The sequence below is a fragment of the Janthinobacterium sp. PSRC1-1 genome (assembly GCF_049897525.1).
Lineage (GTDB): Bacteria > Pseudomonadota > Gammaproteobacteria > Burkholderiales > Burkholderiaceae_D > Janthinobacterium > Janthinobacterium tructae.
In genome coordinates this window covers 46,436-72,080 of the sequence record NZ_JAFCWK010000015.1, presented here as the reverse complement: position 1 = coordinate 72,080, position 25,645 = coordinate 46,436, and the positions used below count along the sequence as shown (strand labels likewise).

The window sequence follows — 25,645 nt, the reverse complement described above, 5'->3', positions numbered from 1 at the left end:
TGATTGTAAGGGCTTTACGCCCTGTACGCCGTACGACTGTTACACCTGCTTACTCGGCAGCGCCCCACAGGTCGTGCGCATCCGCTGATGTAATGGTGACATCAACGAACTGGCCGACGGCCAGCTTGCGGTGCGGCTCGAACGGCGGCTTGACGTACACGACGCCGTCGATTTCCGGCGCGTCGGCGGACGAGCGGCCCACGCCGCCGGAGCGGGTGACTTCATCGATCAGCACGCGCACGGTCTTGCCGACCTTGGCTTGCAAGCGTTTCTTGGAAATTTCTTCCTGCAGCAGCATCACGCGGCCACGGCGCTCTTCGCGCAGCTCTTCCGGCACGGGATTGGCGATCGCATTGGCCGTCGCGCCTTCGACGGGCGAATAGGCGAAGCAGCCCAGACGGTCGATCTGCGCTTCCTTGAGGAAGTCCAGCAAGTACTCGAACTCCGCTTCCGTTTCGCCAGGGAAACCGGCGATGAAGGTCGAGCGGATGGTCAGGTCCGGGTTGATGGCGCGCCAGGCCTGGATGCGGTCGAGGTTTTTCTCGCCGCTGGCCGGGCGCTTCATGCGTTTCAACACGTCAGGATGCGCGTGCTGCATCGGAATGTCGAGGTAAGGCAGGATGTGGCCACCGCTCATCATCGGGATGATCTGGTCCACGTGCGGGTACGGGTACACATAGTGCAGACGCACCCAGGCGCCGTAGGTCTTGGCCAGTTCGCCCAGCGCTTCCGTCAGCTGCGTCATGTGCGTCTTCACGGGACGGCCATTCCAGAAGCCGGAACGGAATTTCACGTCCACGCCATACGCCGAGGTATCTTGCGAAATGACCAGCAATTCCTTGACGCCGGCCTTGAACAGGTTTTCCGCTTCGATCATCAGTTCGCCGATCGGACGCGAGACCAGGTCGCCGCGCATCGACGGGATGATGCAGAAACTGCAACGGTGGTTACAGCCTTCGGAAATTTTCAGGTAGGCATAGTGCTTCGGCGTCAGCTTGATGCCTTGCGGCGGCACCAGGTCGAGGAAGGGCGCGTGCGGCTTCGGCAAGTGAAAATGGACGGAATCCATCACTTCGGACAGCGCGTGCGGACCGGTAACGGCCAGCACTTTCGGGTGCACCTTCATGATGATGTCGTCGCCGGCAGCATCTTTCTTGGCGCCCAGGCAGCCGGTCACGATGACTTTTCCGTTTTCAGCCAGCGCTTCGCCGATGGCGTCGAGCGACTCTTGCACGGCAGCATCGATAAAACCGCAGGTATTGACGATCACCAGATCGGCGCCAGCGTAGGATTTCGCCGTTTCGTAGCCTTCGGCGCGCAGTTGGGTAAGGATTTGTTCGGAGTCGACCAGCGCTTTCGGGCAGCCGAGCGAGACAAAGCCCACTTTCGGCGCCGCACCTGGCATGGCCAGCATGGCCTCGGGCTGGGCGGAAGGAACGGGAATACGGTGAATTTCAGACATAGTTGGCAGCTAGTAAAATGGTGAGGCGAATCGGCTATTGTACCCCGAGCCGCCCCTTGCTGTCAGTGGCGGTCTGGTTTTGCTGCGGGATATGCAACGGTGGGAGCCACGGGCGACTTGCCCTGAGCAGATTCTTTCATGCATTCCATATCTGACTGCAGCCCATACTTGACTAATGTACTTGTTATTTCATACACAGTATCGCTATAATAATATTTTATTGCACTGTGGAAATAAAATGTTCATCAAAAATTTCGTGGCTAACGTTTTTGCAGGAACCGTCTCTGCGCTGATGCTCGGTGGCTGTATCACAACGCATGTGCAGCGCCCTCTCAGCGTCGGCGTGCCTTCCGAAGGTACAGCCGTTACTGTCAGCATTACTGCCAACACTGATGCGGTGAACGGATTGGGCCAGATCACCTTGGGCCGCCTGAGTAGCGGAGACGCAGTGTCCAGCCTGGTCCTGCAACAATATATCCTGAACCAGGTTGCCAAGGATATGGCGCGCGACACGACTCTTTTCATGGGGACCCTGCCACCGGGGAAATACTACTTCAGTCAACTGGCCGACGCCGGCAAATCAAACCGCTACATCAAAATGGGCAGCGGCCTGGGCTTATTTACTGTGGAAGAAGGCAAGCCGGTCGATCTGGGCCGCCTGATCGTCACGCCTCTTTATGGCGAGCGTGTACTGGTCGGCCGCAGCGTGCGGGTGCGAGACAACCGCACCCTGCTCGAACGCTATTCTCCCGAGCACCTGAAGCTGTTTGCACCCGAAAAGACAGTCAGCTGGTCCGGATCGCGCAGTGATACGGATCGCGCTGAGGAAGTCGCCATGGCCCGCCCCACCGGCGCCGAATGCGTGACGGAGCTACCAGACGGCAGCGTGGCGGCCGCAACCCGCATGGGCACAGTGCTGTGGCGCAGCCCTGAGGGAACATGGAAACAACTGGCCAGCGACAAAATAGAGACGCTGAACTGCGTGCAGCCGGTGCAAATGCCCGATGCAGACTTGCTGGCCTTCGGCGAGTTCGGCACCCTGCTGCGCCATGCGCCGGGACAGAACAAGCTTGAACCGATTGACACTGGCAACCTTCCCTATGGCAATCTGGTCGGACTGGCTGGCAATATGGACGCTGGCTGGTATGTCGCCGTCCAGCGTAACAATGAAGTCACGATTTATCATTCCGCCCGTCTCGAGCGCGGCGAGTGGAATCAGGTACGCAGTGAGAAGCTGGGGAAGTGGCTCCTGAACCAGGACACCTGGTTCTGGCTGCGCGATATCGGCACAGGCTTTGCCTACACGTCGACGAAAGGAACGCTGCACCTCTACGACTACGCCAGTGGCCAGTGGTCAGAGCGGGCAATGCCCGATCGCCGTGTGGATGCGATGCGCATCAGCGGCAGCGGCATGTGGAGCCTCATAACACAAGGTTACGGGCCATTTGCGATCACCTCCAGAGATGCTTTCGTTTCAGTGAATCAAGGTCAAACCTGGCAAGAGGTCACCGCTAGCCACATTCCGCTGGTTCAGCGTACCGATGGCACCCTGCTGCGTTTTGAAAGCAGTCTGATGAGCGATACGACCTTACATGCCAGTAGCGACATGGGCAAAACGTGGACACTGCTGGACGCCAAACCGAAATCACGCGAGTTGACCCCGCTTAAATCGGGTGCGATTCTGGGAAAAATAATGCGCTGGAGCGTGCCGGCGCAATTTGAAATATCGAACGACGGCGGTAAAAGCTGGACTGCCGAAAGCATGAAGTGAAAGTTCTGACCGTCAGTCGACAATGCCATGCCCACCCGATGTGAACGATGACTACCAGGCGGCATCCGTGCCGTCTGCCTGGATCGACTTGCAGAGCAAGAGCCGGATGGCGGACGCGCCTGAATATGTGGTGGAAGGCACGTCGATTGAAACCCTGATTGAGCAGATCTTTGCCAATCAGGAAGTCAGCTATATCCACGTCCACAACGCCAGACGCGGTTGCTACGCTGTCCGGGTTGACCGGGCATAGGTAGCAATGGATTGCATGTGCGATTCTCAGGCTCCTGCATCGCTTATCATCAAATGCAGGCTATGAGCTTGCTCAGTCCGGTTCCAAAGCACAGCAGGAAGCAGCACCTGGGAATTCAATACGTAGCTTGGGCCAGGTACCTTGCCAATTCTTGCCACGCACGCGGCCTGCGTAGACCGATTGCTTCGCTGTCAGAAATCGCTCTGTCGGCCGGACCACCAGATCGAAAAGATCATGCAGGCCGAAAGGAGCCGCTATATCGATGTCTGCAAGGTCATTGAGTCGCACACCCACGGCAGTGGCGGTTTCCGGCCAGTATCTCATGGCATCGGAAGCGGTCAGGTAAGGCAGGTCCGCATTGCGTTCATGCATACGCGCCTGATTCTTTACCGACCAGCCCAGCGTGCCGTCCCGTGCTCTTAAACTCGACTCAAGCATGGCGTCATGCGCCTGTGTCGCCTTGCTTGGGTCGTACCAGATGACGTCGATATCGTGAGGCAGTGGCGAGGGCGAACGTTGCTGCAAATGATCCCAGACACAGCATCGCACACATCCCGCAGCGACCCAGCAATCGGGCAGATCACGTTCCCTGACAAGACGAAGGACATGCATACGCTCATTATCGGCTGCAATCATTGCTTGCAATTGCTCAAGCAGCGCCATACATACTCCTCGTGGACCTGCAGTTGCATATCAAACGAACGCTGCGATGTCATCCTTGCCGGACAGCGTCTGCCCATCAAGGAAAAATGGTTGTACCATGCTCCGATCAAAACCTGGCACACCGAGGCGATATGGCGCCTGAATGCACAACGGCACAGGAACTCCTGTGCCGTTGTACGACGTAAAAACCGGATCAGCTTATTTTTTGTCCGTCGGAGGAACCGGCGGAACAAACGGGAACGTGCCGAACAGATTCTTGCTCTGGCTCTGCATCTGTTCCTGCATCTGCACGAACAGGCTCTTGCTCTGGTCGATGTAGTTGTTCATCATGCCTTGCATCATCGGGCCCTGGACATTCATGAACTGGGTCCACATTTCCGGGCTGAATGGCTTGCCTTCGAAACTGCCGGCCGACGTGCCCGTGAATTTGTGCTGGATATCGGTGAACGCTTGCACGTTCTTTTCCAGGTAGGACCCCATCATGCCCTGCATCGCGTGGCCGTAGTAGCGGATGATCTGCGACAACACGCTGCTCGAAAACATGGGCGCGCCGTTCGCTTCCTCTTCCAAAATGATTTGCAGCAAGATGCTGCGCGTCAGATCTTCGCTGGATTTGGCATCGACGACGGTAAACACCTCATTGTCCAACACCAACTGCTTGACGTCCGTCAAGGTGATGTAGGAACTGGTTTGCGTGTCGTACAGACGGCGGTTGGGATATTTTTTAATCAGGCGGTCTATACTTTTTTTTGCACTACTCATCACAAGTTCCACTTATTGCGCCGCAGCGCATACTGAGTTAATCCGAAAAAAAAGCGAACGTGGGTCCGCTTTCGCACCTGCCTACGTTTTCCATTATAGAGTGGAAAACGGCTCCATTGCACATCAGGGTAGTAGATTCCCGCATTTATTGCAACGCAACTAAAAGTAGATTCCTGACAAGACCGGTGATTACGCCAGCCTTGCCAGGCAAGAAGCTTTTGTAAACTAGTCCGCCCTGACTTTAACATACCGCCCCGGCGCCGGCTCGATTGCCGCGTGCCGCTTGTTGCCCGGCTTGCCGGGCGCCTTCACCTGCGCGCCGCCGTGTTCGGCCAGGAAGGCCGCCCATTCGGGCCACCAGCTGCCCGCGTGCTCGGTCGCGCCTACCATCCATTGCTCGGCAGTCAAGGGCTTGGCCTTCGCCGTGCGGGGCTGGTCATTGCTCCAGTAACTGCGCTTTTTCTTCGAGGCAGGATTGATCACGCCGGCGATATGGCCCGAGGCACCGAGGATAAAGCGGTTGGCTTTCGGTTTTTTCGGATTCAGCAAGGCCGTGCTGGCGTAGGCCGCGCCCCAGGGCACGATATGGTCTTCGCGCGAACCGTAGATGAAGGCGGGCGCGTCGATGCTGCTCAGGTCGACCTTTTCACCGGCCACCGTCAGCTTGCCCGGCACTTTCAGGCTGTTCTCCAGGTAAGTGTTGCGCAGATACCAGCAGAACATGGGGCCCGGCAAGCCCGTGCCGTCGCCATTCCAGTACAGCAAGTCGAATGCGGGCGGCTCCTTGCCCTTCAGGTAATTCGACTGCACGTAGTTCCACACGAGGTCGTTCGGCCGCAGGCTCGAAAACGTGCTGCCCAGGTCGCGGCCCGTCATCAGGCCACCCTTGGCCAGGCTCTGCTCGCGCAACGCCACTTGCGGCTCGTCGATGAAAACGTCGAGCGCGCCCGTGTCGCAGAAATCGAGGAAGGTGGTCAACAGGGTCAGGCTGGCGGCCGGATTCTCGCCGCGCGCCTTGAGCACGGCCAGCGCCGTCGAGACGATGGTGCCGCCCACGCAAAAGCCGAACATATTGAGCTTGTCCTGGCCGGAAATCTCCTGCGCGACACGGATGGCTTCGATCACGCCTTGCTCGACGTAATCGTCCCACGTCAGGTGCTGCATGCTCAGATCGGGATTGCGCCAGGACATCAAAAACACGGTATTGCCCTGCTCTACCGCATAGCGCACGAGCGAGTTTTCCGGCTGCAAGTCAAGGATATAGAATTTATTGATGCATGGCGGTACCATCAGCAGCGGCCGCTGGTGTACCGTGGCCGTCGTCGGCGTGTACTGGATCAGCTGGAACAGGGCGTTCTCGAACACCACCGTGCCCGGCGTGGTGGCCACGTTGCGGCCCACTTCGAAGGCCGATTCGTCCGACTGCGAGATGCGGCCCTTCTGCATGTCGGTCAGCATATTGCTCAAGCCCTTGGCCAGGCTTTCGCCCTTGGTCTCGATCAGGGTTTGCTGGGCGTCAGGGTTGGTTGCCAGAAAGTTGGCAGGCGACATGGCATCGACGATTTGCTGCACCGCAAAGGCAATCTTTTGCTTCTGGTGCGGCGTCGCTTCCACGGCGTCGGCCATGGCGCTGAGAAACTCCGCGTTCAGCAGATAGGCGGCCGCATTGAAGGCCGACAGGGGGCTGGCGTGCCAGGCGGGCGCGGCGAAGCGGCGGTCTTTCAGCTCCGGCGCCTTGCCGGCCATAAAGTCAGCCCACAAGCCCGTCAGCTTGGCCACATAGGCATTTTTCAGTTGCTCGATCGCTTCCGGCTTGATGCTGGCGCCCGCATCCTGCAAAATGCCGGCAATCGGATTGCCGGCGGGCTGCGGTACCATGTTGAACCACGTCTTCCACTGCTCAGGATTGCTGATCTGCGCCATCCATTCCTTGGTCATCATTTGAGGATCGGGCATATTCATAGATGTATGTAAGTCCATTCAAGAATTAATAAATAACCACTTCCGGGCCACCTGCATGCAAACTCTTACTCACTGCCAATACCAATGATGCTCATGACCGCTGTTGCCTGGATCTATGTCGTCGGCCTCATGGCGCTGACGGAACCGTCCATCGTCGCCGGGGTGATGACCTTCGTGCTGTACTGCGTCATCCCGCTGTCCATCCTATTCTATCTGACGGGCTCGCGGCGACGCAAACGCAAGGCTGAGCGCGTCGCTGAACTGAAGGCGCGCGCCCTTGCCTCAGCAGACGATAAAACAAAAACGGCAGACACATAAGTGTCTGCCGTGCAGATTATTTGCGCCAGATCAAGCTGGCCTGTCTTCCCGTGACGCCATCGCGCCGGTATGAGTAAAACTGCGCCGCGTCGCTGACGGTGCAGTACTCGCCACCCGCCACTTGCGCCACGCCATCACGCAACAGCATGGTGCGCGCCAGCGCATAGATATCGGCCAGGTACTTGCCCGGCTTGCCGGCGATGGCGACGAATGCATTCGATAACACTAGCCGCTCGGCAGCGTCGCGCGCGCCGTCGCGGAACGCCTGCAGCACGTCCTGCCCCACTTCGAATTGCTGCGGACCGATGGCCGGACCCAGCCAGGCGAGGATCTCGCCCGCCCCCTGCGCCCGCATGCTGTCCACCGTGCGCTGCAAGACGCCATTGGCCAGGCCGCGCCAGCCCGCATGGGCCGCGCCGACGACCAGGCCATCGGTCGAACAAAACAATACCGGCAGGCAATCGGCCGTCATCACCACGCACACGGCGCCCGCCTGCGTGGCGATGCTGGCGTCGGCATCGGGCACGCAGCCGTCCAGGCTGGCTGCATCCATCACGGTCACGCCATGCACCTGCGACAGCCAGGCCGGCGCGGATGGCAGCATGGCCGCCAGCCGCGCGCGGTTGGCCGCCACGTGCGCGGGCTCATCGCCCACGTGCGTGCCCAGGTTCAAGCCACCGCCGCCCTGCCCGTCACCATACGGCCCCTGGCTGACGCCACCCGCGCGCACGGTCGCCAGCGCGCCCACGTTCGCGGGCAGGCCGGGCCAATCGGGAGTAAGACAAGGCAACGGCGACGTCATCAGACCTGTTCCGGCTCGGGAATGCCGGCAGTGGCGATCAGTTGGGCGAAATCATCGGCCAGCGGCACGATCCACTCGCACGCTTCCAGGGTGCCCGGATGCACGAGGCCCAGGCGGCGCGCCTGCAGCGCCTGGCGCGAGAACACCGTCACCAGATGCTGCTTGCCGTACACATGGTCACCGACCAGCGCAAAGCCCAGATGCTGCATGTGCACGCGGATCTGGTGCGTGCGGCCTGTTTCCAGGCGGCATTGCATCAGGCTCACGGGACGGCGGTCGAGTTCGCCGCTGCCGATCAATTCATAGTGCGTGATGGCCGGCTTGGCGGTAAAGTTTTCCGACACGGCCATCTTGACGCGGTCGCGCGGGTGGCGCGCGATCGACGCATCGATGGTGCCCGCCATTTTCGGCGTGCCCCACACCAGCGCAAAGTATTCACGCTTGACGGTGCGCGCCTGCAACTGGCGCACCAGGTCCGTTTGCGAAGCGAGAGTCTTGCCGACCACCATCAAGCCGCTGGTATCCTTGTCCAGGCGGTGCACGATGCCGGCGCGCGGCACGCCGGCCAGTTGCGGACAGTGGTGCAGCAAGCCGTTGAGCAGGGTTCCCGACCAGTTGCCGGGGCCCGGATGCACGACCAGTCCGGCCGGTTTGTTGATCACGATGATATGCTCATCTTCATGCACGATGTTCAATTCCATCGCTTCCGGCTTAAAAGCCTCGTCTTCCGGCGCGCTTTGCGGCAGAATGACGATCTTCTCGTCGCCATAGGCGGTCATGTTGCGTTTGGCAACTTTTCCATCGACGGTCACGAAACCGGCTTCCAGCCACAATTGCAAGCGGCTGCGCGAGTATTGCGGCACCAGCTGGGCGATGACTTTATCGAGGCGGTGGCCGCAGGCGTCCGGCGTCAGTTCCAATGTAATCGGGGCCATTTCCTCGAAGACGTCGTCGGCGGCAAAATCGCCGTCAAACGCCTCTTCGGCAGCATGGTCAGAAAGGGAGTCAAACGCGGGGTCAGCCAAATTAGGCTTCGGAGTTAATATCACAGCATTCCCATCGGCTATAATCAGCCTATTGTAAAATCTTGGTTAAAACCTTCTTGCAAAACGTCATGCAAAAAAAATTATCGTTGGTAGTCGCTTCAGTCGTTCTGCTCGGCATGTCCGCTTGCAGCTTGTTGCCTGAAAAAGTGGATGAGACCAAAAACTGGTCCGTTACGAAATTATACTCGGAGGCGCGTGAAGAAATGGCCGGGCAGCACTATGAAGCTGCAATCGGTCTGTTCCAGAAGCTGGAGGCTAACTATCCTTTCGGCAACTATGCTCTGCAAGCGCAGATGGAGATCGCTTACGCGTATTATAAGTCGGGAGACCAGGCGCAGGCACTGGCCGCCGTCGAACGCTTCATCAAGTTGCATCCGAACCACGCCAATGTAGATTATATGTACTACCTGCGGGGCCTGATCAGCTTTAACGATCAGATCAGCTTCCTGAACTTCCTGTACGAGCAAGACCCGACCGAGCGCGATCCAAAAGCGACGCGCGAAGCGTTTGCCGCCTTCAAGCAACTGGTCGACAAGTTCCCAAATAGCAAATATGCGCCCGATTCGCTGGCCCGCATGAACTATTTGATCGATGCCATGGCGAAATACGAAGTGCACGTGGCGCGGTATTACTACCGCCGCGGCGCCTACCTGGCGGCCGCCAACCGCGCGCAAACGACGGTCAGCGATTTTGCCGCCTCGCCCGCCATCGAAGAAGCGCTGTTCATCATGTACCGCTCGTATGACAAGCTGGGCTTGACCGACCTGCGCGACGACACCTTGCGCGTGCTGACCAAGAACTATCCGAACACGGCATTCCTCAGCCCGGAAGGGGTGAACAAGGAACGCAAGTGGTGGAAATTCTGGCAGTAAGCTGCAATAAAAAACCGGGCTAGCCCGGTTTTTTTACTTATTCAGCTACTTTGCGCCGGAACACCCAGCTGGTATCGTTCGACGCTTCAGGCACATACGCGTAGCCATCGACGTCGAATTGTTTCAGCTGCTGCGGATCGCGGATGGCGTTGACGGCCGCATAGCGGGCCAGCATGCCGCGCGCGCGCTTGGCATAGAACGAGATGATTTTATATTTGCCGTTCTTCCAGTCCTCGAACACGGGCGCGATGACGGGCACGTCCAGCTGGCGCGGCTTGACGGATTTGAAATATTCTTCGGACGCCAGATTGACCAGCACTTTCGCGCCCTGCTCTTGTGCCGTGCGATTCAGGCGATCGGTGATGGTATCGCCCCAGAACGCATACAGATCCTTGCCGCGCGTGGTCGACAAACGCGTGCCCATTTCCAGGCGATGCGGGTGGATCAGGTCCAGCGGGCGCAGCAAGCCGTACAACCCGGATAAAATGCGCACGCGCGACTGGGCGTAGTCGAGCTGCTCGGGCTGCAGGCTGCGCGCGCCGAAGCCCGTGTACACGTCGCCATTGAAGGCCATGATGGCCTGGTGCGCATCGGTCAACTGCGGCGTCCAGGACGCGTAGCGGGCCACGTTGAGGGCGGACAAGGCGTCGGAGATACCCATCAGGCTGCCCACTTCGGCGGGCGAAAACTGGCGCATGCGCTCTATTAACTGGGCGGAATGGTCGAGAAAATCGGGGGTGCTGTGCAACGTGGTCGTTGGCGGCGTCTCCAGGTCGAGACTCTTGGCGGGCGAAAGCACGATCAACATAAATTATCACTACAAAATAGAATTGCCGACATGATACCTGCTCCACAAAAACTCGTCCTCGACACCAACGTCTGCCTCGACCTGTTCGTCTTCAACGACCCGCGCTGGGCGGGCCTGCTGGCGGCCATGGAAAGCGGCGCCGTGCACGCCATCACGCGCGAAGATTGCCGCGCGGAATACCTGGTCGTCTTGCATTACAAACATCTGCCGCTCGATGAAGCCAGCCGCGCGGTGGCCGCCGCCCGTTTCGACGCCCACATCACGGTGGTGGCGCCAGCCGTGTCCGGTGTGCGCCTGCCCGTCTGCACGGACAGGGATGACCAGAAATTCCTCGAACTGGCGCGCGACGCCAGCGCCGACATCCTCATCACCAAGGACAAGGCGCTGCTGAAACTGGCCCGCAAGACGGCCAAGGCCGGCATGTTCAAGATCATGCTGCCGGAAGGCTGGACATTGCCAGGCTGAGCCGCCAAAGCCCCACACGCAACGGGGCGCGCTGCGCTAGAATGGGACACGATTCCACTTTGCGCACCGCGACCCTACCGTTCATGAACAGCCCGTCCCTGCCCTGCACGACTCCCACCCTGACCTCGCGCCTGCCTCTCGTGGGCACCACCGTGTTTACCCGCATGTCCAGCCTGGCGGCGCAGCATGGCGCCGTCAACCTGGGCCAGGGCTTTCCCGATTTCGATTGCGACCCGGCGCTGGTCGACCTGGTCAGCGATGCCATGCGCGCCGGCCACAACCAGTACCCGATGATGACGGGCGCCGCGCCCTTGCGCGAGGCGATTGCCGTCAAGATCGCCGGCCTGTACGGCCACGGCTACGATGCCGGCACGGAAATCACCGTCACGGCCGGCGCCACGCAGGCCCTCACCACGGCCATTTTGTGCTGCGTGCACCCTGGCGACGAAGTCATCGTCATCGAACCGGCCTACGACAGCTATCTGCCCGCCATCGCGCTGGCCGGCGGCGTGCCCGTGCTGGTCTCCATGCAAGTGGGAGAGGCCGGCTACAGCGTGCCGTGGGACAAGCTGGCCGCCGCCGTCAGCGCAAAAACGCGCTTGATCATCATCAATACGCCGCACAATCCGACCGGCACCATCTTGCGCCCGGCGGATATCGCCGCGCTGGCCGATATCGTGCGCGGTACGCAAATATTGATACTCTCCGACGAAGTCTACGAGCACATGGTGTACGACGGCGTGCGCCATGAGTCGCTCGCGCGCCACCCGGAACTGGCGGCGCGCAGCTTCATCGTGTCCAGCTTCGGCAAGACGTATCATGTGACGGGCTGGAAAGTGGGCTATGTGGCGGCGCCTGCGGCCCTGACGGCGGAATTTCGCAAGGTGCACCAGTACAACGTGTTTAGCGTCAACACGCCGATGCAGCACGGCATCGCCGGCTATATGGCCGATCCGCAGCCCTGCCTGGACTTGCCCGCGTTTTACCAGCGCAAGCGCGACCTGTTCCGCGACGGTCTGGCGGGCAGCCGCTTTACCCTGCTGCCGGCCGACGGCACGTATTTCCAGTGCGTGCGCTACGATGCCATTTCACAAGAGACCGAAGCGCAGTTCGCCGAATGGCTGACCGCCGAGATCAAGGTGGCCGCCATCCCCGTCTCCGCGTTTTATGCGCAAGGCAAGGAATCGGGCATCGTGCGTTTCTGCTTTGCCAAGCAGGACGACACCTTGCGCCTGGCGCTGGAGCGCCTGCGCAGCATATAACCGAGTACTGAGCATGGCTTCGCCACGGCGGAGCAAAGGATGACAGCATGGTACAGCGTCGCATCGGCCCGGCCGACCTGGTTCCCGGCGAACCCCTGCCCTGGGATCTGTTTCTGGCTGACCATAGTGCCGGCCCGCAACTGCGCAAGGGGCAGATCATCACGGACGGCGCGCAGCTGGGTCGCTTGCTGCAACTGGGTCTGTACGCGGGGACGCCAGAGCCGCCGTCCGTCTTGCGCTTGCTCAATCAAGCGGCGCAGCGCCTGGAACGCCTGCTGCTGGACTTGCGCAGCGAAAGCAATGCCGAGCGCGACGTGCGCGACATCGCCCGCGACCTGCTGCGCGCGCTCGAACATGATGCCGACATCGCGCTGGCCAGCATCCTGCTCAACCAGATCGCCGGTAGCTACGCCGTGCGCCACTGCATCGAAACGGCCTTGCTGGCCATGCTGGTGGGCCGCAGCATGCACAAGTGCCACGATGAACTGCTGCTGATCGGCGCCGCCGCGCTGACGATGAACGTGGGCATGCTGCGCCACCACGACAGTTTCCAGGACCGGCGCGGCCCCCTGAATGACGACGAAATGCGCATCGTGCGTCTGCATCCGCAGGAAAGCACGGAACTGCTGCGCTGCGCCGGCGTCGATGACGAGGAATGGCTCAGCTGCGTGCTCTTGCACCACGAAAACGACGACGGCAGCGGCTACCCGCAGGGGCGCACGGCCGATGAAATCCTGCAAAACGCCAAGCTGATCGGCCTGGCCGACCGCTACTGCGCCCGCGTCTCGGCGCGCAACTACCGCCGCTCCATCGTGCCCGACCAGGCACTGCAGCACATCTTCCTCGACCAAGGCGTGCCCATCGACCCCTTGCTGGGCGAACAGTTCGTCAAGCTGCTGGGCAAATATCCGCCCGGCACCCTGGTCCGCCTGCGCAGCGGCGAACTGGGCGTCGTCACGCAGCGGGGCGCCGCCCACGTGCATCCGCTCAGCGACCCGCTGGGCGCGCCGCTGGCCGCCGCCCAGCTGGCGCAGATGACGCCGCGCGACACGGGCGACAGCCAGTTCGCCATCGTCTCGTCGCTGCATGAAGACGATGCGGGCGTGCATTTCAGCATGCGCAATGTGTGGGGCGATGAGGCGAGGTTGTAGGCTGCCTGGATCACGCCCGGCGCCAGACCCGGCACCCGGAAAACGTCAGCTCACGGTTTCGGTGGACGGATGCCGGTGTACTGCGCGCTGACCAGCAGCCATTGCTTGTCGACAAGCCGGGCCACATACCCGGCGCGCAGGGCGAAGGTGCGGGCGGCCGCGTCCTGATTGAGACGGTAGGACAGCCGTGCCGAGATGAGCGCCGTATCGCCAAAGAGCCGCACCACCGGCTCATCGACCTGGAGTTGAGGGCTCGGCCGCTTCTGCTCCGGCGCATAGAACGAGAGCATTTTTTCACGCCCGTCCACCTCGCCGACCGGCGATATCTCCACATAATTCTCGGCCGTGGTGGCTTTCAAGGCACCTTGATCAAAGTTATTCTGCGCCTGCGCATGGCGCTGCACCAGCGCCAGCAGTTCGGCATCGGCGGGAGCCGCCTGCACGCTGCCGATCACGCCGACAGCGCCTAGCAGGCAGGTGGAAAAAACATGTGGAAGCGTCAATTTCATGTGTATCATCCTGGTCGAGGTCATGGAGAAGCATCCGTTGATGACTGCGGCAGCGCCAGTATCGGACACTCGCTTGCGGCCAACTCATCATGAGGAAGCCCACTGTATGCTATCCGATTGCCATTTTCTGACACATGCCAGTGCGACAAACTGCTCAATTGGGGGATTGAAACGCCATTTCGCCGGCTCGATTGCACGCCCGCCATTGCCGCATCGCGATGCTCACTGCGATGCTTTCAAATACGCCCGCAAGCCATGCGTGAGCACAAACGGAAACACGCTCGCGTGGTCTTCATCCTCGAACACGCGCAAACGCGTTTTCAAATTCGGGAACTTGCGCGATGTCAGCTTGCCGTCGAACTCGCGCAAATCGGCCAGCATGTCGGCGTCTTCTTCCGCGCGCGAACGCGTCTTGCCCGCAGCCAGTTTTTCCAGGCCGCCGATGCCGAAGAACACGGACGCGGGCAAGTCCTTGTGGCTGGCGGCATACGCCTGCTCGCGCTCGAACATGATGCCGGCGTCGTACCACAGCGACGGACTGCCGAGGATGTAGTGCTCGAAGGTGCGCGGTTCGGTGAGCAGAAATTGCAGGCCCAGCAGGCTGCCGTACGAGTGGCCGATGAACACCTTGCGCTGCATGTTCACGCGATAGTTACTGGAGATAAAGGGGAACACCTCGCCCGAGATGAACTGGCCATACGCCTTCGCTTCGCCGAATGCCGGTTGCCGTCTCGGCATGTCCGAGCGGTAGTCATGCTTGCGCGGCGTGGTGGGCGTGTAGTCGCGGCGGCGGCTGTACACCCCGCCATCGCCATTCGCGTACGACAAGCCGACCACGATGACCTCTTCCCTCCCGGCATGCTTGTTCAGGCGCTGCGCGATATTGCGCACGATGGGAAACGCATAATTGGCGTCGGTGACGAACAGCACCGGATAGCGTTTATTTCCCTGCCGATAGGAATCGGGCAAGGCGACATACAGCTGGTAGTCGCGTTTGAGGGCTGGCGCGCGGATGTCGCGCACTTCCGTATTCTCAAGAACGTAGCTGGCGGGGGCGGCCAGCGCGCTGTTGGCAAGACAGCAAAGGACGATGAGCAGACTGCGCGGCTGCAAGCTGGTTTCTTTCATCGAGGTAAAAATTACTTCGTCGCCGCTGTCAGCTGCACCAGCTTGCGCTCGACAAACGCCTGCAGCTGGGGCGACAGGGTTTGCAAGCCCTTGGCCCGCTCGAACGCCTGGCGCGCCTGGGCCGGGTGGTTGTCCGCCTGCAAGGCGATGCCCAGGCCCATCCACCAGACGCTGTTGTCGGGCGCCGTCTGCAGGGCCAGCTGATACTGCTCGGCCGCTTCGCGGTAGCGCTGCTCGCGCTGCAGCACGCCGGCCAGGAAGGCCCGGTAGTCGCCGTTGTCGGCAGCGTACGGCAGGCTGCGCATGAGGGTATCGAGGGCCGCCGCGCCGCTGTTGGCTTTGTCCAGCTGCAAACGGGCCAGCATCATCGCCTGCGCCGGTTGCTTCGGGTCCAATGCCAGACTCAGCTGCAATTGGCGCGCCGCCTCGTCGGGACGCTGCGCTTCGAGCAGCAGGCGCACCAGGGTTTCGCGCGCGCCCTGGTGGCGCGGGTCCAGCTGCAGGGTCTGCTGCAAGCCGGCCAGCGCTTCCGAGACGCGGCCATCCTGCAACTGGCCCAGCGCGCGCCGGTAGTCATTCTCCACGCGCTGCTGCGGCGTGATTTGTTTGCCGCCAAGGATGCGTTCGCTGGCGGCGGGCGCTGGCGTCTTCACCACGGGCGCCACGGCAGGCCTGGCGGGTTGTTGCGTGATGCGGCGCATTTCAGCAGCATGTACCTTGGCTGGCGCGACCGTCTCCCCGGCCTGCAACACCGGCGCGGGTGCCACCGGCGCTGGCGCAGGCGCCGTGGCGACCGGCGCGGGTGCAGGTGCAGGTGCAGCCACAGGAGCAGGTACAGACGCCGGCACGGGTAGCGGTGCCGCCACCGGCGTGTTGGCCACGCTGACCAGCACGGGCGGCACGGGCGGGCGTTTCCAGTACACCCAGCCCAGGGCGATGGCCGCCGCCGTCAGGCCGGCCGCGCCGCCGAAGACCAGCGCGCGCGGCACGCCCCGCTCGCGTTCGGGCACGGAGCGGATGCCTGCCGCGTCGCCGCGCCCATCGGGGGTGCCGCGCGCATCGAGGTCTTGCAACATCTTGTTAATCAGGCTCATCTACAGGCTCATCTTCGTCATCGGTTCAATAAGGTCCAGCTCACGCCGCAGGCGGCGGCCAGCACGCCGGTGCCGGCCAGCCACGGCCATGGCCGTTGCCAGAAGCGGCGCGGCTTGCTGGCCAGGGTATCGCTGGCGGCCAGCGCCACGTGGCGTCCGCTGACCTGCTGCCGGCCTTCGCCGTACGCCACCATCAGCGCCTTGTGCGCCATGATGTTGATCAGGCGCGGGATGCCGCCGGAAGCCTTGTACAGCTTGCTCACGCCGCCACGGCTGAACAGGCGCGCGCCATCGAAACCGGCCACGCGCAGGCGGTGCGCCACATAAAAATCCACGTCGTCGCGCGACAAAGGGCCCAGGTGATAGTGAAAGGTGATGCGCTGCGTCAACTGGCGGATTTCCGGCAGGGCCAGCTTGACGTCCAGCTCGGGCTGGCCGAACAGCACGATTTGCAACAGCTTGCGCTTTTCCGTTTCCAGGTTCGTCAGCAGGCGCAAGGCTTCCAGGCTGTCGACGGGAATCGCCTGCGCTTCATCCAGACACAGCAGCACGCGCCTGCCCTGCGCCGCCAGGTTAAGCAAACGCAAGTTGAGCGACTTGAGCAACTGATGCTGATCAGCATCTTTCTCCAGCAGCACATCGAGGTCGTCCGCCAGCGCCAGGATCAGCGAACGGGGCGGCAAGTTCGGATTCGGGATGTAGGCCGTGACGAAATCCGGCCCCAGCGATTGCATGAACTTGCGGCACAAAAAGGTTTTACCCGTCCCCACTTCGCCAGTGATCTTGATGAAGCCCTCGCCATTGCGCGCCGCCACCAGCAAGGTGTTGAGCGCCTTTTGCGACTGCGGGCCGTTGAAGAAGAAACTGGTATCGGGCGTGAGGCCGAACGGCGCCTCGCGCAAGCCGAAATGGGCCTGGTACATTTAGCGCCGCTCCGATGGGCGCCGTGGGTCGAGCGCCTCGATGCGCTTGCCCGAATCGAGCAAGTCCTCGTTCCAGCTGTTGGCGCCCTCGACGATGGTCGGCTTGATCAGCACCACCAGTTCGCGCTTCTGTATCACCTGTCCCGTGTTGCGGAACAGCGCGCCGAGCACGGGAATGTCGCCCGCGCCCGGCACTTGCGAGCGGTCCGAGGTGGTGGCCTGGCGCATCAGGCCGCCGATGGCGACGATGCGCCCATCCTGGCTGCGCACCATGCTGTCCATTTCCGAGGTGCTGGAGGCGGCCAGCGGCAATTTCAGCGAACCGGCACTGCCCAGGTCGATTTGCTTGCTGACGGTGGTGACCTGGCTGACGGACGGATGCACGTGCAGGATGATATTGCCCTGGTCATCGATCTGCGGCGTCACGTCCAGCACCACACCGGAAAAGAAGGGCTGCAAGGTGACGTTCGGGCTCGAGGTGGTGCCGCCCGTGGTGCCGGTCGACGTCACGGTGGTGCTCACGCCGGTGACGAAGAATTCGTCCGTGCCGATCTTCAGCACGGCCTTCTGGTTGTTCATGGTGGCGATGCGCGGGCTCGACAGCACGTGCACGGCGCCTTGCGATTCCAGGAAGGTAATCATGGCGGCAAAGTTGGCGGTCTGGAAGGCCAGGCCGAACATCGAGCCGGCCGCCGTGGCCGCCGAGCTCAAGCCAAAACCGCTGCTGGCCGTCAGGCCGCTGCCATTCGTCATGTTCGGCGGCTGGCCGCCGTTGAACGGCAGCGGCGCCAGGGTGCCGCCCGGCTGGATGAAGCCCGTCGAGATGCGGTTCGTGTGGCCGCTCTTGATGGAGGCAAACGAGGCCCAGTTGATGCCGGTCTGAAAATTATCGTTCAGTTCCACTTCGAGAATCTTCGCTTCCAGAATCACCTGACGGTCCACCGACAGCTGCGTCGCCTTCAGGTACAGGTCGACGGCGCGCAATTCATCGGGCATGCCGCGCACCACGACAACGCCCGATTGCGGACTGATCACCACCTTGCGGCCATCGCCCGTGCCGCCGATGATGGCGCCCAGCGATTCTTTCAATTCCGCCCAGAAATTGCTGTCCGACGTGGTGCTCAGGTTGGAACTATCGAGCGCCACCTGGCTGCCGGGCTGTTGCGTCTGGTTCTGCGGGCTCTGCTGGCTGGACTGCCCCGACTGATTATTGCTGGTGCCGGCATTGCCCACCGATGTCGACGAGACGCGCAAATTCGACGTGCCCTTGCGGTTGCCCGTCAGGTAATTGACCTGGAACATGCGCGTTTGCATGGTGAGGGGCCGAATCGCAATGCGCGTGCCATCGACCTTGTAATCATAGCCATACATCTCGCGCACGGCGTCGAGCGCCTCGAACAGCGTCACATCTTTCAGGTTGGCGGAAATATTGCCCTGCACCTCCGGATGCACGAGCATGTTGTAGCGCGTGCCGTTGACGAGCGAGTGAAAGAACTGGCGTGCCGGGACGTTGTTGAACGCGACATTGAAACGCTCGTCCAGCACGCCGCGCGCCTTGGGCAACTGCGCAGCCAGCGCGGACGCCGGCGGCAGCAGCGCGTTTTCCACCGCTGCCGACTGCGCCGCCGGGCTGGTGGTGGCCACTGCGCCTGCCACCTGCTCCTTGATCGCATTGTAGGTGTCGCGCTTCACCGGCGCGACGTTGCAGGCGCACAAACCCGCAGCAAGTCCCAGGACGCTTGCCCGCTTGCTGATTTCAAATATCTTCCGCATTCCCGCCTTGTGTTTATTGGGTGACATGAACCTGTTTCCTTCGTACATGCATTGCATCATTGGCGTCGACCGTCTGCGAAGTCAGCCGCAGCGTTTCCAGGGTCTTGCCGCGCCGCAGCACCACGCCCGCTTCGCCTATGCTGACGACGACCGCGCCGCCCACCTTGTCACCCGCGCGCACGCTGTGGCCATCGATCACGGCCAGGCGCCGCCCGCCAGGCCGATTGGAAATGAGCACCGATTGCAGCTGCGGCCGCGCCGCACCGGCAGAGGCCGCACTACCCGGGACAGGCGCCGCATCGGGCGGCCGCGTGGGATCGACCAGCGCCTGGGCAAACACCCCCGGCGCCATGGCCAGCAGCGCGCCCGCAAGGAGCACGCAACGAGGCGCGCGCATCACAGCGCGATCCATTTCTCGTCCAGGCTGAGCGTGTACAAGGTCAGGCTCAGCGTGGCATTCGGGTACTGCTCGACCTGCATATTGAGCTTGCCCCAGAACACATGGGACGGCATGGCCTCCACGGCATCCATATAATTCACCATATCCAGATAATTTCCACGCAAGACGATTTCCACACCATGGCGGTACAGCACGGCCGGCGCCTGCGCCGACTCGGCGTCCGCTGGCGACTGCCCGGCAGGCGCGGCCGCAGATGCGGACGCCGCCGCCTTGCTGGCGACATGGCCGCCCTGCCCCATGGCGCCGGATGGCAAGGTGGCCAGCGACACCAGGCGCAAGTTGGCCTGCTGTTTCAGCAATTGCTGCAGCATCGGCACGATGCGCTCGGGCGCCACCAGGCCATTTTGCGTCGATTGCAGGGCCTGCCGCATCTGCTGGACTTGCTGCCTGATCCGTTCGAGGCGGATGCGGTCCTGCAAGTTGGGGTCGCCCGCATGCGCGGCCATCCGTTGCGCCATCTCGGCATCGATGGCCGCGACGGCCTGCTGCCGCTGGGCAATCGTGTCGGCCAGCGCCTTGCGCTTGTCCAACTGCGGATTGACGAACAGATACACAACCATGAATATCAGCAGCGCGGCGCTGGCGCCAAAGACCATGATCCGTTCCCGCACGCTGAGCGCATCAAATTTCAGCGCAAATTGTTGCCATTGCTGTTTCATTGCTTGACCGCCCCTGCGCCGCTGGCGGGTGCCGCCGACGATTGCAAACTGAATTCGATGAAGCGCGGCGCCGGTGCTGACACGGCTGCCTGGGCAGGAAGCTGAGCGGTCGCCATGTCCAGGCGCGCGAACGATTTGCCCTGCAACGCCGATTCCCTGGACAAGGCGCCGATGTACTGGGGCAGCAAGTCCGCTTGCACGACGCGCCCCTGCAAGCCGATCTCGATCTCCTTGCCGGCGCCGCCGATGCTCGCCCCCGTCAGCCACAAGCCATTGACCCTGGCGCGCGCGAAGGCGCGGAAATAATCGGCATAACCGTGTGTATTGCCCAGTTCGCCGCCCTGCAGAATTTGCCCGGCTTCCAGCAAGGCGCCGCGGTCAGCCTCGGCCTGGCCCAGCGCGCCCGCGATCAGCGGGTCCTTGCCGGGCACGGGAAAGCGCGCGAACACATCCGCCCGCTTCGCCTCGCGTGCATCGAGCACGGCCTTGGCGTCGGCCGCCGTCCGCTCCAGCGCGGCCACCTGGCGCGCGCCAAACCAGACCACGGCGGCACTGGCGGCAAGCACCAGCCCCAGTCCCTGCAGCAAGCCCAGCGCCGACAGCGCCTGCTTGCGTTTTTCAAACGCCGGGTTGAACAGATTGATTTGCTGGCTCACGCTGGGTTCTCCTCCTGCCGCAGGGCAGCACCCAGGGCCAGGAAAAAGCGCGCCTGGCCGGCAGCGGCCAACAGGTCCGGCACTTTGGAAAAATCAAACAGGGCCGTCAGATCCAGCGCCTCGACCGGCATGTACAAATTGTCCGCCAGGTAAGCGTGCAGGCCGTCGCTGCCGGTCGGTGCCAGGACCAGCCTGGCAACGGAAATGAAATGGAATTGACGGTCGAAATGGTCAAAGGAACGCTGCAGTTCCAGCGTGATCTTGTCGTAATACTGCTGCCGCTGGGCGTCGCTGGTATCGGCCAGCTGCACCACGCTCACGTCGATGCGGCGCGCCAGGTACAGTTCGCCATCGAACGTCACGGTCAACAGCCCCCCTTCGCCATCGAAAGACAGCATGGCCAGGCCGCGGCCCTGCGTTTCCATCAAGCCCGCGATATTGCGCTGGGCCATTTCCGGGATATCGATGACCGACAGGCTGATCTTGCATCCGCCATACAGCGCCTGGCGCTGGGCCACGGCATCGTTGCGCGCCGCGACGGCGAACAGCGATTGCGCGCGTCCCGGCCCGTTCTTGTCGGCGGGAATATCGATGACGTCGACGGTGGCGTCCGCCGCCGGAAAGTCGAGCATGTCCTTCAGGCGCCAGCGCACGGCAGTCTTGAGCTCTTCCGGCGGCACGTTCGGCGCATCGAGCGTCAGTATCTGATACTCGCCCGCGCCAAGCAAAGTGGTGTTGCGATACGACTGGGCATGCAGATCGCGATGCATTTTTTCCAGGGTCGCCGCCGCCAGCGGCTTGCGTCCGGGATACATCACCGCCGCCTGCACCAGCGGCTTGTCGTCCGCGCGCCGCTCGACCACGGCAGCACACACACCTTCCGCTGAAAATGATGTCGCCAGCCAACCCTCGTGTTTTTTTGCTTTTGCGAATAAACCCATGCCACCGATCCAGATAATGAAATGCGACGGCAGCGGTGCCGTCCGAATGATGCATTGAATCAATTTTAATTCATAGCAGGTAGGAACAGGCTAAAAAAGAAATAATTGACAATATTTTTTCAGGAAAACACCACGATTGTCACGACGCGCCGAAAAATCACACATCCTTCAATATATTTCGCGCATGAAGAACACGGGCTCGCTCTTGAGTGCGCCGATGGTTTCGCGCGCCTGTCCCGGCAGGTACGGTATCAGCGACTGTAGCGTGAGCGTACCTTTTTTCTTTACGGGTACGGCGGGTTTGGCCATCAGCACGCTGCCGCCGCCCTGCTGCAGCAAGCCACTGTCGAGCGGCAAACTGCTCGCGGCTGGCAACTGCACATCCGTCAGGTTGAGATAATCCTTCAAGACGAAAGTCTTGCGCAACAGGGCCGTGCAATTGTCCAGCGTATTGGCGGCATACGCGCTGCCGTTCCAGTATTGCGCGACCAGGGGCACCAGCAGCGCACGCTGTTCCGAGCCATACATATTGTTGATGCGCAAGCGGCCATGACGCAGCCGGGTATCGCCGATGGCGACGCTGGCGGCGGGCGCGACCGCCAGGCCATTCACGCTGGAAATGAGCGCGCCGTCGCTATCGTTGATGCCCACCACCAGCGAAAAATCGTCGTACGGGCCATCCTGGCCGCTGGCCAGCCGATCAAAGCTGTGCAGTACCGTGATGCCGGTCGCGCCGCTGGGAATCGCCTGCTGCAGGCCAGGCGCGGCGAGCGTGATGCTGCCCGCGCCGGCAGTGCCTGCCTGCACCGTGTAGATGGCGGCGTCGCCAGCAAACTTGATCAGTTCGCCCGCCGACAGGCCGCCGCTGCCGGCCACCACGACTTGCGTGCTGCCGGCGGCATATGCGCCACCATCGGTCGTGTAGGAACGCCCGCTGCGCCCCTGGTTCCAGGCAAAGGCGGGCAACGCTGGCGTCAGGCGGCCGATGGACAGTGGCGCGCCGGCATTGCCGGCGCCCACGCTGACGCTGGCGCGTCCGGGATAGGCGCTGCCGTAGCGCGCCAGAATCTGCTTACCCTTGCTCAATGCCGTCGCGCCCAGCACGACACCCAGTTCGCGCTGGCCCAGGTAGGTGAAGTCGCCGCAGGCCGCCGTCAGCGCACCCGTGAGCGCGTAATGGTCAGGGAAAAAGCGGCCGAAAACGGGTTCCGGACTTTGCGCCTGATTGGCGATATTGCAGCCAAACTTGCCATTCACGGCCGTATTGCTGCTGCTGCCGATCACGCAGTCACCAGGCTGGTCGACGCTGGTGTAGGCATTGTCGAGCACCGCCTCGGGCAGCATGCGGAAGGTGCCGACATCGCCGTACGTCACGCCGCTGTTACTGGCCAGACCGCTGGCCAGCACCGCCTGGCCCAGCGGAAACGGGCTGGCAGTCGAGGCCGACGCGAGGCGGTCGGTGTAGTCGGTGACACTGAGGAAGCCGGTGATTTTCTGGCCGGCCACGGAATTGTCGACCAGCGGCGTGCCGTTATAGCCGGCCGCCGCGGCAGCGGCCAAGGTAAACTGGGCGCCCGCCGCCAGGCTGGGCGTGCCGCTCAGGCCGCTATTGCTCATGTTGGAACTGAGCGTGAACTGCTGTGGCCGCACCGCGAAATTATCGGTCGAACAACCCACATTGGCCGTGCCGCACACGGCCGCGGTGCACGTGACGCGCACGCGCACATCGCGGTAGGCACTGTACCTGGGCGCCACGGCGCTGAGGGCGGTGGCCGGGATGCTCACATTGGCGCTCGAATAGCCGCCCGTGAACGCCACCAGGCCCAGCGGAATGACCGCCGTCTGGGTGAGCGGGCAATTATTCGCCCCCAGCGTGACGCCGGTGGCGGTATTGACCAGCAAATCCACCGTGGCCGCGCCGGCGAACGTCGTTTCCAGGCTGGCATCGGTCTTCAGCTTGACCAGGTCGAGCTTGAAGGCCGTGTCGGCCAGCTTGGTATTCAAGCGCGCATAGGTCAGGCTGCTGGTGCTGGGCACGCAACGCGGCGACGTCGCCTCGCAGGCGTTGAAGCGCGCCACGGCGCACGCCTTGATCACCAGCGACTGGTCTTCCTGCTCCGTGAACTGCCCATCCGTCACATTCACGCTGACGGTGGCTGCCGTGCCGCTGCTCAGGCCAAACACGGCCTGGTACTCGCCGTTGAACAGATAGGTCGCCACGCCGTCGTTCAGCGTGCCATTCGACAGCACGCCATAGCCCGCGATCAGGGCCCAGTCGCCGATGCCGTTCGAGGTCGTCAGCAGGATTTGCGTGGTGTTGTTCGGCATCACGATATTGTTGTGATTGACGTCATGCGCCGTGACCGTGACCGTGCTTTGCTGGCACGTCAGGCCCGACCCCGTATTCGTCACCGCGTAATGGCTCAGGCAGCCGGCCTGGCTCAGGTTCTGGTCGCGCTGCACCAGCGCCAGGCCGCCCTCGTAATTATAGGCACGCAATTCGTCGATGGCGCCATCGGTGGAATTGCCGCTGCCATTCTGTCCCGTCACCGCGCTGCGGTTGTCGCCAATGAACAGGCTGCCAATGCGCGGCGAGACCACCGCCGCGGTGGTAAACGCCGACTCCTTTTGCAGCACCCCATCGACGTAGATGCGCAGGCGGTCGCTATTGGCTGCCGCCAGCGCATTGAAGCTCCAGCTCACGGCGATGTGCTTCCAGGTGCCGGCGGGCACGCTATTGGCAGCCGTTTCCACCACGCGCACATTGCCCAGGCTGTCCGTGACGACGAAGCGCAGGGCGCCCGTGCTGCGCCGCACGAGAAAAAACCACTCGTTGTTCATCTGCGTGGCGTCGAGCAGTTGCGCATCGCGCGTGCCGCTGCCGGACCAGGCCGTATTGGCCTTGTACCAGAATGTGATGGTGCCGGCGCCGCCCATGGTGGCGGGCACTGACAGCCCGCTGTCGACCGCATCGATGGCGGCGGTGCTGGTATTGAGGGGGAAACTGGCGGCGCGGCAGACGCGGCCGGCGGCGATCGTCTGCGCGCCGCCCAGCACCGTGCCGTCGCGCCCGTTACCGCTGGTATCGGTTACTTGCGCGGGTGTATTGTTCCAGCTGGGCTGCTCCATGCGGTACTCGAGCACCGGGCGGGGAATGTAGAACTTGATCGCCGAGTTCGTCACCGGGAAACCGGTCTGCGGCGTATCGTAATCGTTGCTGTCCGCCTGCCAGCCGATCTGGCCCAGTCTGGCAGAGGGTCCCGCCACTGCCGTGCCGTACTGGTAGATGAATTCGCCGTTTTCCTGCAAGATCAATTGCAGGCTGTAAGAGCCAGTGGTAGTGGTGCCCGTGGTCCATTCCGGCACATTATTCCATGTCACCACGAAGCTGCGGTACGGCGCCGTGCCGATGGTGGCGTAGCTGACGTAACAAGTCAGGCGGCTGGCGCACGCGGTACTGTAGGTGGGCACTTCCAGTTTCGAGGTGGGATCGAGGTCGTTGCCATAGATGCGCATGGTGTAGTTCAAGCTGCTGTCCGGATACGGCAGCGTCTGCACCGGGCTGCCATAGCCGCAGGTGACATTGTTATTGAACTGCACCCGGCCATTCGTCATCACGCGCAGGGTGGTGAAGGCCACGCCCGAATACATGAAGCTGAAGCCGATGGGCAAGGCGTCGCTGAGCGTGTCGTCAAGCACGGGCGGCGAGGTACCGCAGCCGGCGGCACCGTTGAATCGGTAGGGCGTGGTGTTATAGCCGAGCTTGGCATGATTGCTGGCGTCGATCCAGCTGTAGGCAAAACTGGTGTTGGCGTAGGTTGCCGCCTGGACCGGCGCGCAAGCAAGCAGGGCCACAACGGCTATCCATACGGCGATGAGTGCCTGCATATTATTCCTTGAGAGTAGCG

At 62.1% G+C, this 25,645-nt stretch carries 24 protein-coding genes; 7 read left to right on the top strand and 17 right to left on the bottom strand.

The annotated features are described in order from the left end of the window. Positions 1-49: 49 nt before the first annotated feature. Positions 50-1,405 carry a 30S ribosomal protein S12 methylthiotransferase RimO gene (gene rimO, locus ACP7DW_RS25065; protein WP_426057253.1) on the bottom strand — a complete coding sequence of 452 codons (1,356 nt, stop codon included), beginning with the start codon at positions 1,403-1,405 and terminating at the stop codon, positions 50-52. 295 nt (positions 1,406-1,700) lie between these two features. Here rimO and ACP7DW_RS25060 point away from each other — a divergent pair, with 295 nt between their 5' ends. Both ACP7DW_RS25060 and ACP7DW_RS25055 read left to right on the top strand, forming a co-directional pair. Continuing rightward, a complete protein-coding gene (locus ACP7DW_RS25060; protein ID WP_426057216.1) occupies positions 1,701-3,233 on the top strand; it encodes a hypothetical protein in 1,533 nt (510 codons plus the stop codon). Between the two features lie 40 nt (positions 3,234-3,273). Beyond that, positions 3,274-3,483 (top strand): DUF1203 domain-containing protein, encoded by a 210-nt coding sequence (locus tag ACP7DW_RS25055; RefSeq protein ID WP_426057215.1) that lies wholly within the window; start codon positions 3,274-3,276, stop codon positions 3,481-3,483. 72 nt (positions 3,484-3,555) lie between these two features. Here ACP7DW_RS25055 and ACP7DW_RS25050 read toward each other — a convergent pair whose 3' ends face one another. The 3 genes from ACP7DW_RS25050 to phaC all read right to left on the bottom strand — a co-directional run bounded on the left by ACP7DW_RS25050 (position 3,556) and on the right by phaC (position 6,849). Continuing rightward, positions 3,556-4,146, bottom strand: coding sequence for a nucleotidyltransferase family protein (locus ACP7DW_RS25050; protein WP_426057214.1), 591 nt, complete (start codon positions 4,144-4,146; stop codon positions 3,556-3,558). 198 nt (positions 4,147-4,344) lie between these two features. Continuing rightward, positions 4,345-4,908, bottom strand: a complete 564-nt coding sequence (phaR, locus tag ACP7DW_RS25045) for a polyhydroxyalkanoate synthesis repressor PhaR (RefSeq protein WP_071076767.1) — start codon at positions 4,906-4,908, stop codon at positions 4,345-4,347. A gap of 225 nt (positions 4,909-5,133) precedes the next feature. Further along, positions 5,134-6,849 (bottom strand): class I poly(R)-hydroxyalkanoic acid synthase, encoded by a 1,716-nt coding sequence (phaC, locus tag ACP7DW_RS25040; RefSeq protein WP_426057213.1) that lies wholly within the window; start codon positions 6,847-6,849, stop codon positions 5,134-5,136. 105 nt (positions 6,850-6,954) lie between these two features. Between phaC and ACP7DW_RS25035 the strand changes: the two genes are divergently transcribed. Continuing rightward, positions 6,955-7,188, top strand: coding sequence for a hypothetical protein (locus ACP7DW_RS25035; RefSeq protein ID WP_257561042.1), 234 nt, complete (start codon positions 6,955-6,957; stop codon positions 7,186-7,188). Between the two features lie 16 nt (positions 7,189-7,204). Here ACP7DW_RS25035 and pgeF read toward each other — a convergent pair whose 3' ends face one another. Continuing rightward, positions 7,205-7,990, bottom strand: coding sequence for a peptidoglycan editing factor PgeF (gene pgeF / locus ACP7DW_RS25030; RefSeq protein ID WP_426057212.1), 786 nt, complete (start codon positions 7,988-7,990; stop codon positions 7,205-7,207). Then, positions 7,990-9,015, bottom strand: a complete 1,026-nt coding sequence (locus ACP7DW_RS25025; protein ID WP_102297629.1) for an RluA family pseudouridine synthase — start codon at positions 9,013-9,015, stop codon at positions 7,990-7,992. Before ACP7DW_RS25025 ends, pgeF begins: the two co-directional genes overlap by 1 nt. Positions 9,016-9,104: 89 nt before the next feature. Between ACP7DW_RS25025 and ACP7DW_RS25020 the strand changes: the two genes are divergently transcribed. After that, positions 9,105-9,908: an outer membrane protein assembly factor BamD gene (locus ACP7DW_RS25020; RefSeq protein ID WP_099377512.1), complete on the top strand. Its 804-nt coding sequence runs from the start codon at positions 9,105-9,107 to the stop codon at positions 9,906-9,908. Positions 9,909-9,945: 37 nt separating this feature from the next. On the opposite strand, the gene yaaA is transcribed toward ACP7DW_RS25020, so the two are convergent. Continuing rightward, on the bottom strand, positions 9,946-10,716 hold the full coding sequence (yaaA, locus tag ACP7DW_RS25015; protein ID WP_426057211.1) for a peroxide stress protein YaaA: 771 nt from the start codon (positions 10,714-10,716) through the stop codon (positions 9,946-9,948). Between the two features lie 30 nt (positions 10,717-10,746). Between yaaA and ACP7DW_RS25010 the strand changes: the two genes are divergently transcribed. From ACP7DW_RS25010 to ACP7DW_RS25000, 3 genes are all read left to right on the top strand, one after another. Then, on the top strand, positions 10,747-11,181 hold the full coding sequence (locus ACP7DW_RS25010; RefSeq protein ID WP_426057210.1) for a putative toxin-antitoxin system toxin component, PIN family: 435 nt from the start codon (positions 10,747-10,749) through the stop codon (positions 11,179-11,181). Positions 11,182-11,264: 83 nt separating this feature from the next. Beyond that, positions 11,265-12,443, top strand: a complete 1,179-nt coding sequence (locus ACP7DW_RS25005) for a pyridoxal phosphate-dependent aminotransferase (RefSeq protein ID WP_426057209.1) — start codon at positions 11,265-11,267, stop codon at positions 12,441-12,443. Positions 12,444-12,490: 47 nt separating this feature from the next. Beyond that, entirely contained in the window at positions 12,491-13,594 is a 1,104-nt protein-coding gene (locus ACP7DW_RS25000; RefSeq protein WP_426057208.1) for an HD-GYP domain-containing protein, read from the top strand. A gap of 50 nt (positions 13,595-13,644) precedes the next feature. On the opposite strand, the gene ACP7DW_RS24995 is transcribed toward ACP7DW_RS25000, so the two are convergent. The 10 genes from ACP7DW_RS24995 to ACP7DW_RS24950 all read right to left on the bottom strand — a co-directional run bounded on the left by ACP7DW_RS24995 (position 13,645) and on the right by ACP7DW_RS24950 (position 25,625). Then, positions 13,645-14,103, bottom strand: a complete 459-nt coding sequence (locus tag ACP7DW_RS24995) for a nuclear transport factor 2 family protein (protein WP_426057207.1) — start codon at positions 14,101-14,103, stop codon at positions 13,645-13,647. Between the two features lie 222 nt (positions 14,104-14,325). Continuing rightward, positions 14,326-15,216 carry an alpha/beta hydrolase gene (locus ACP7DW_RS24990; protein ID WP_426057206.1) on the bottom strand — a complete coding sequence of 297 codons (891 nt, stop codon included), beginning with the start codon at positions 15,214-15,216 and terminating at the stop codon, positions 14,326-14,328. 26 nt (positions 15,217-15,242) lie between these two features. Next, entirely contained in the window at positions 15,243-16,325 is a 1,083-nt protein-coding gene (locus ACP7DW_RS24985) for a tetratricopeptide repeat protein (protein WP_426057205.1), read from the bottom strand. 17 nt (positions 16,326-16,342) lie between these two features. Beyond that, positions 16,343-17,248 (bottom strand): ExeA family protein, encoded by a 906-nt coding sequence (locus ACP7DW_RS24980; protein ID WP_298400530.1) that lies wholly within the window; start codon positions 17,246-17,248, stop codon positions 16,343-16,345. Next, a complete protein-coding gene (gene mshL / locus ACP7DW_RS24975; RefSeq protein WP_426085239.1) occupies positions 17,249-19,048 on the bottom strand; it encodes a pilus (MSHA type) biogenesis protein MshL in 1,800 nt (599 codons plus the stop codon). It lies immediately after the preceding gene. After that, positions 19,035-19,418: an MSHA biogenesis protein MshK gene (locus ACP7DW_RS24970; RefSeq protein ID WP_298400525.1), complete on the bottom strand. Its 384-nt coding sequence runs from the start codon at positions 19,416-19,418 to the stop codon at positions 19,035-19,037. The genes mshL and ACP7DW_RS24970 overlap by 14 nt, the downstream gene beginning before the upstream one ends. Then, positions 19,418-20,140, bottom strand: a complete 723-nt coding sequence (locus tag ACP7DW_RS24965) for a hypothetical protein (RefSeq protein ID WP_426057203.1) — start codon at positions 20,138-20,140, stop codon at positions 19,418-19,420. The genes ACP7DW_RS24970 and ACP7DW_RS24965 overlap by 1 nt, the downstream gene beginning before the upstream one ends. Further along, entirely contained in the window at positions 20,137-20,796 is a 660-nt protein-coding gene (locus ACP7DW_RS24960; protein WP_426057202.1) for an MSHA biogenesis protein MshA, read from the bottom strand. Before ACP7DW_RS24960 ends, ACP7DW_RS24965 begins: the two co-directional genes overlap by 4 nt. Beyond that, on the bottom strand, positions 20,793-21,737 hold the full coding sequence (gene pilM / locus ACP7DW_RS24955) for a type IV pilus biogenesis protein PilM (protein ID WP_426057201.1): 945 nt from the start codon (positions 21,735-21,737) through the stop codon (positions 20,793-20,795). The genes ACP7DW_RS24960 and pilM overlap by 4 nt, the downstream gene beginning before the upstream one ends. Positions 21,738-21,905: 168 nt before the next feature. Next, positions 21,906-25,625 (bottom strand): DUF6701 domain-containing protein, encoded by a 3,720-nt coding sequence (locus ACP7DW_RS24950; RefSeq protein WP_426057200.1) that lies wholly within the window; start codon positions 25,623-25,625, stop codon positions 21,906-21,908. Between the last annotated feature and the right edge of the window lie 20 nt (positions 25,626-25,645).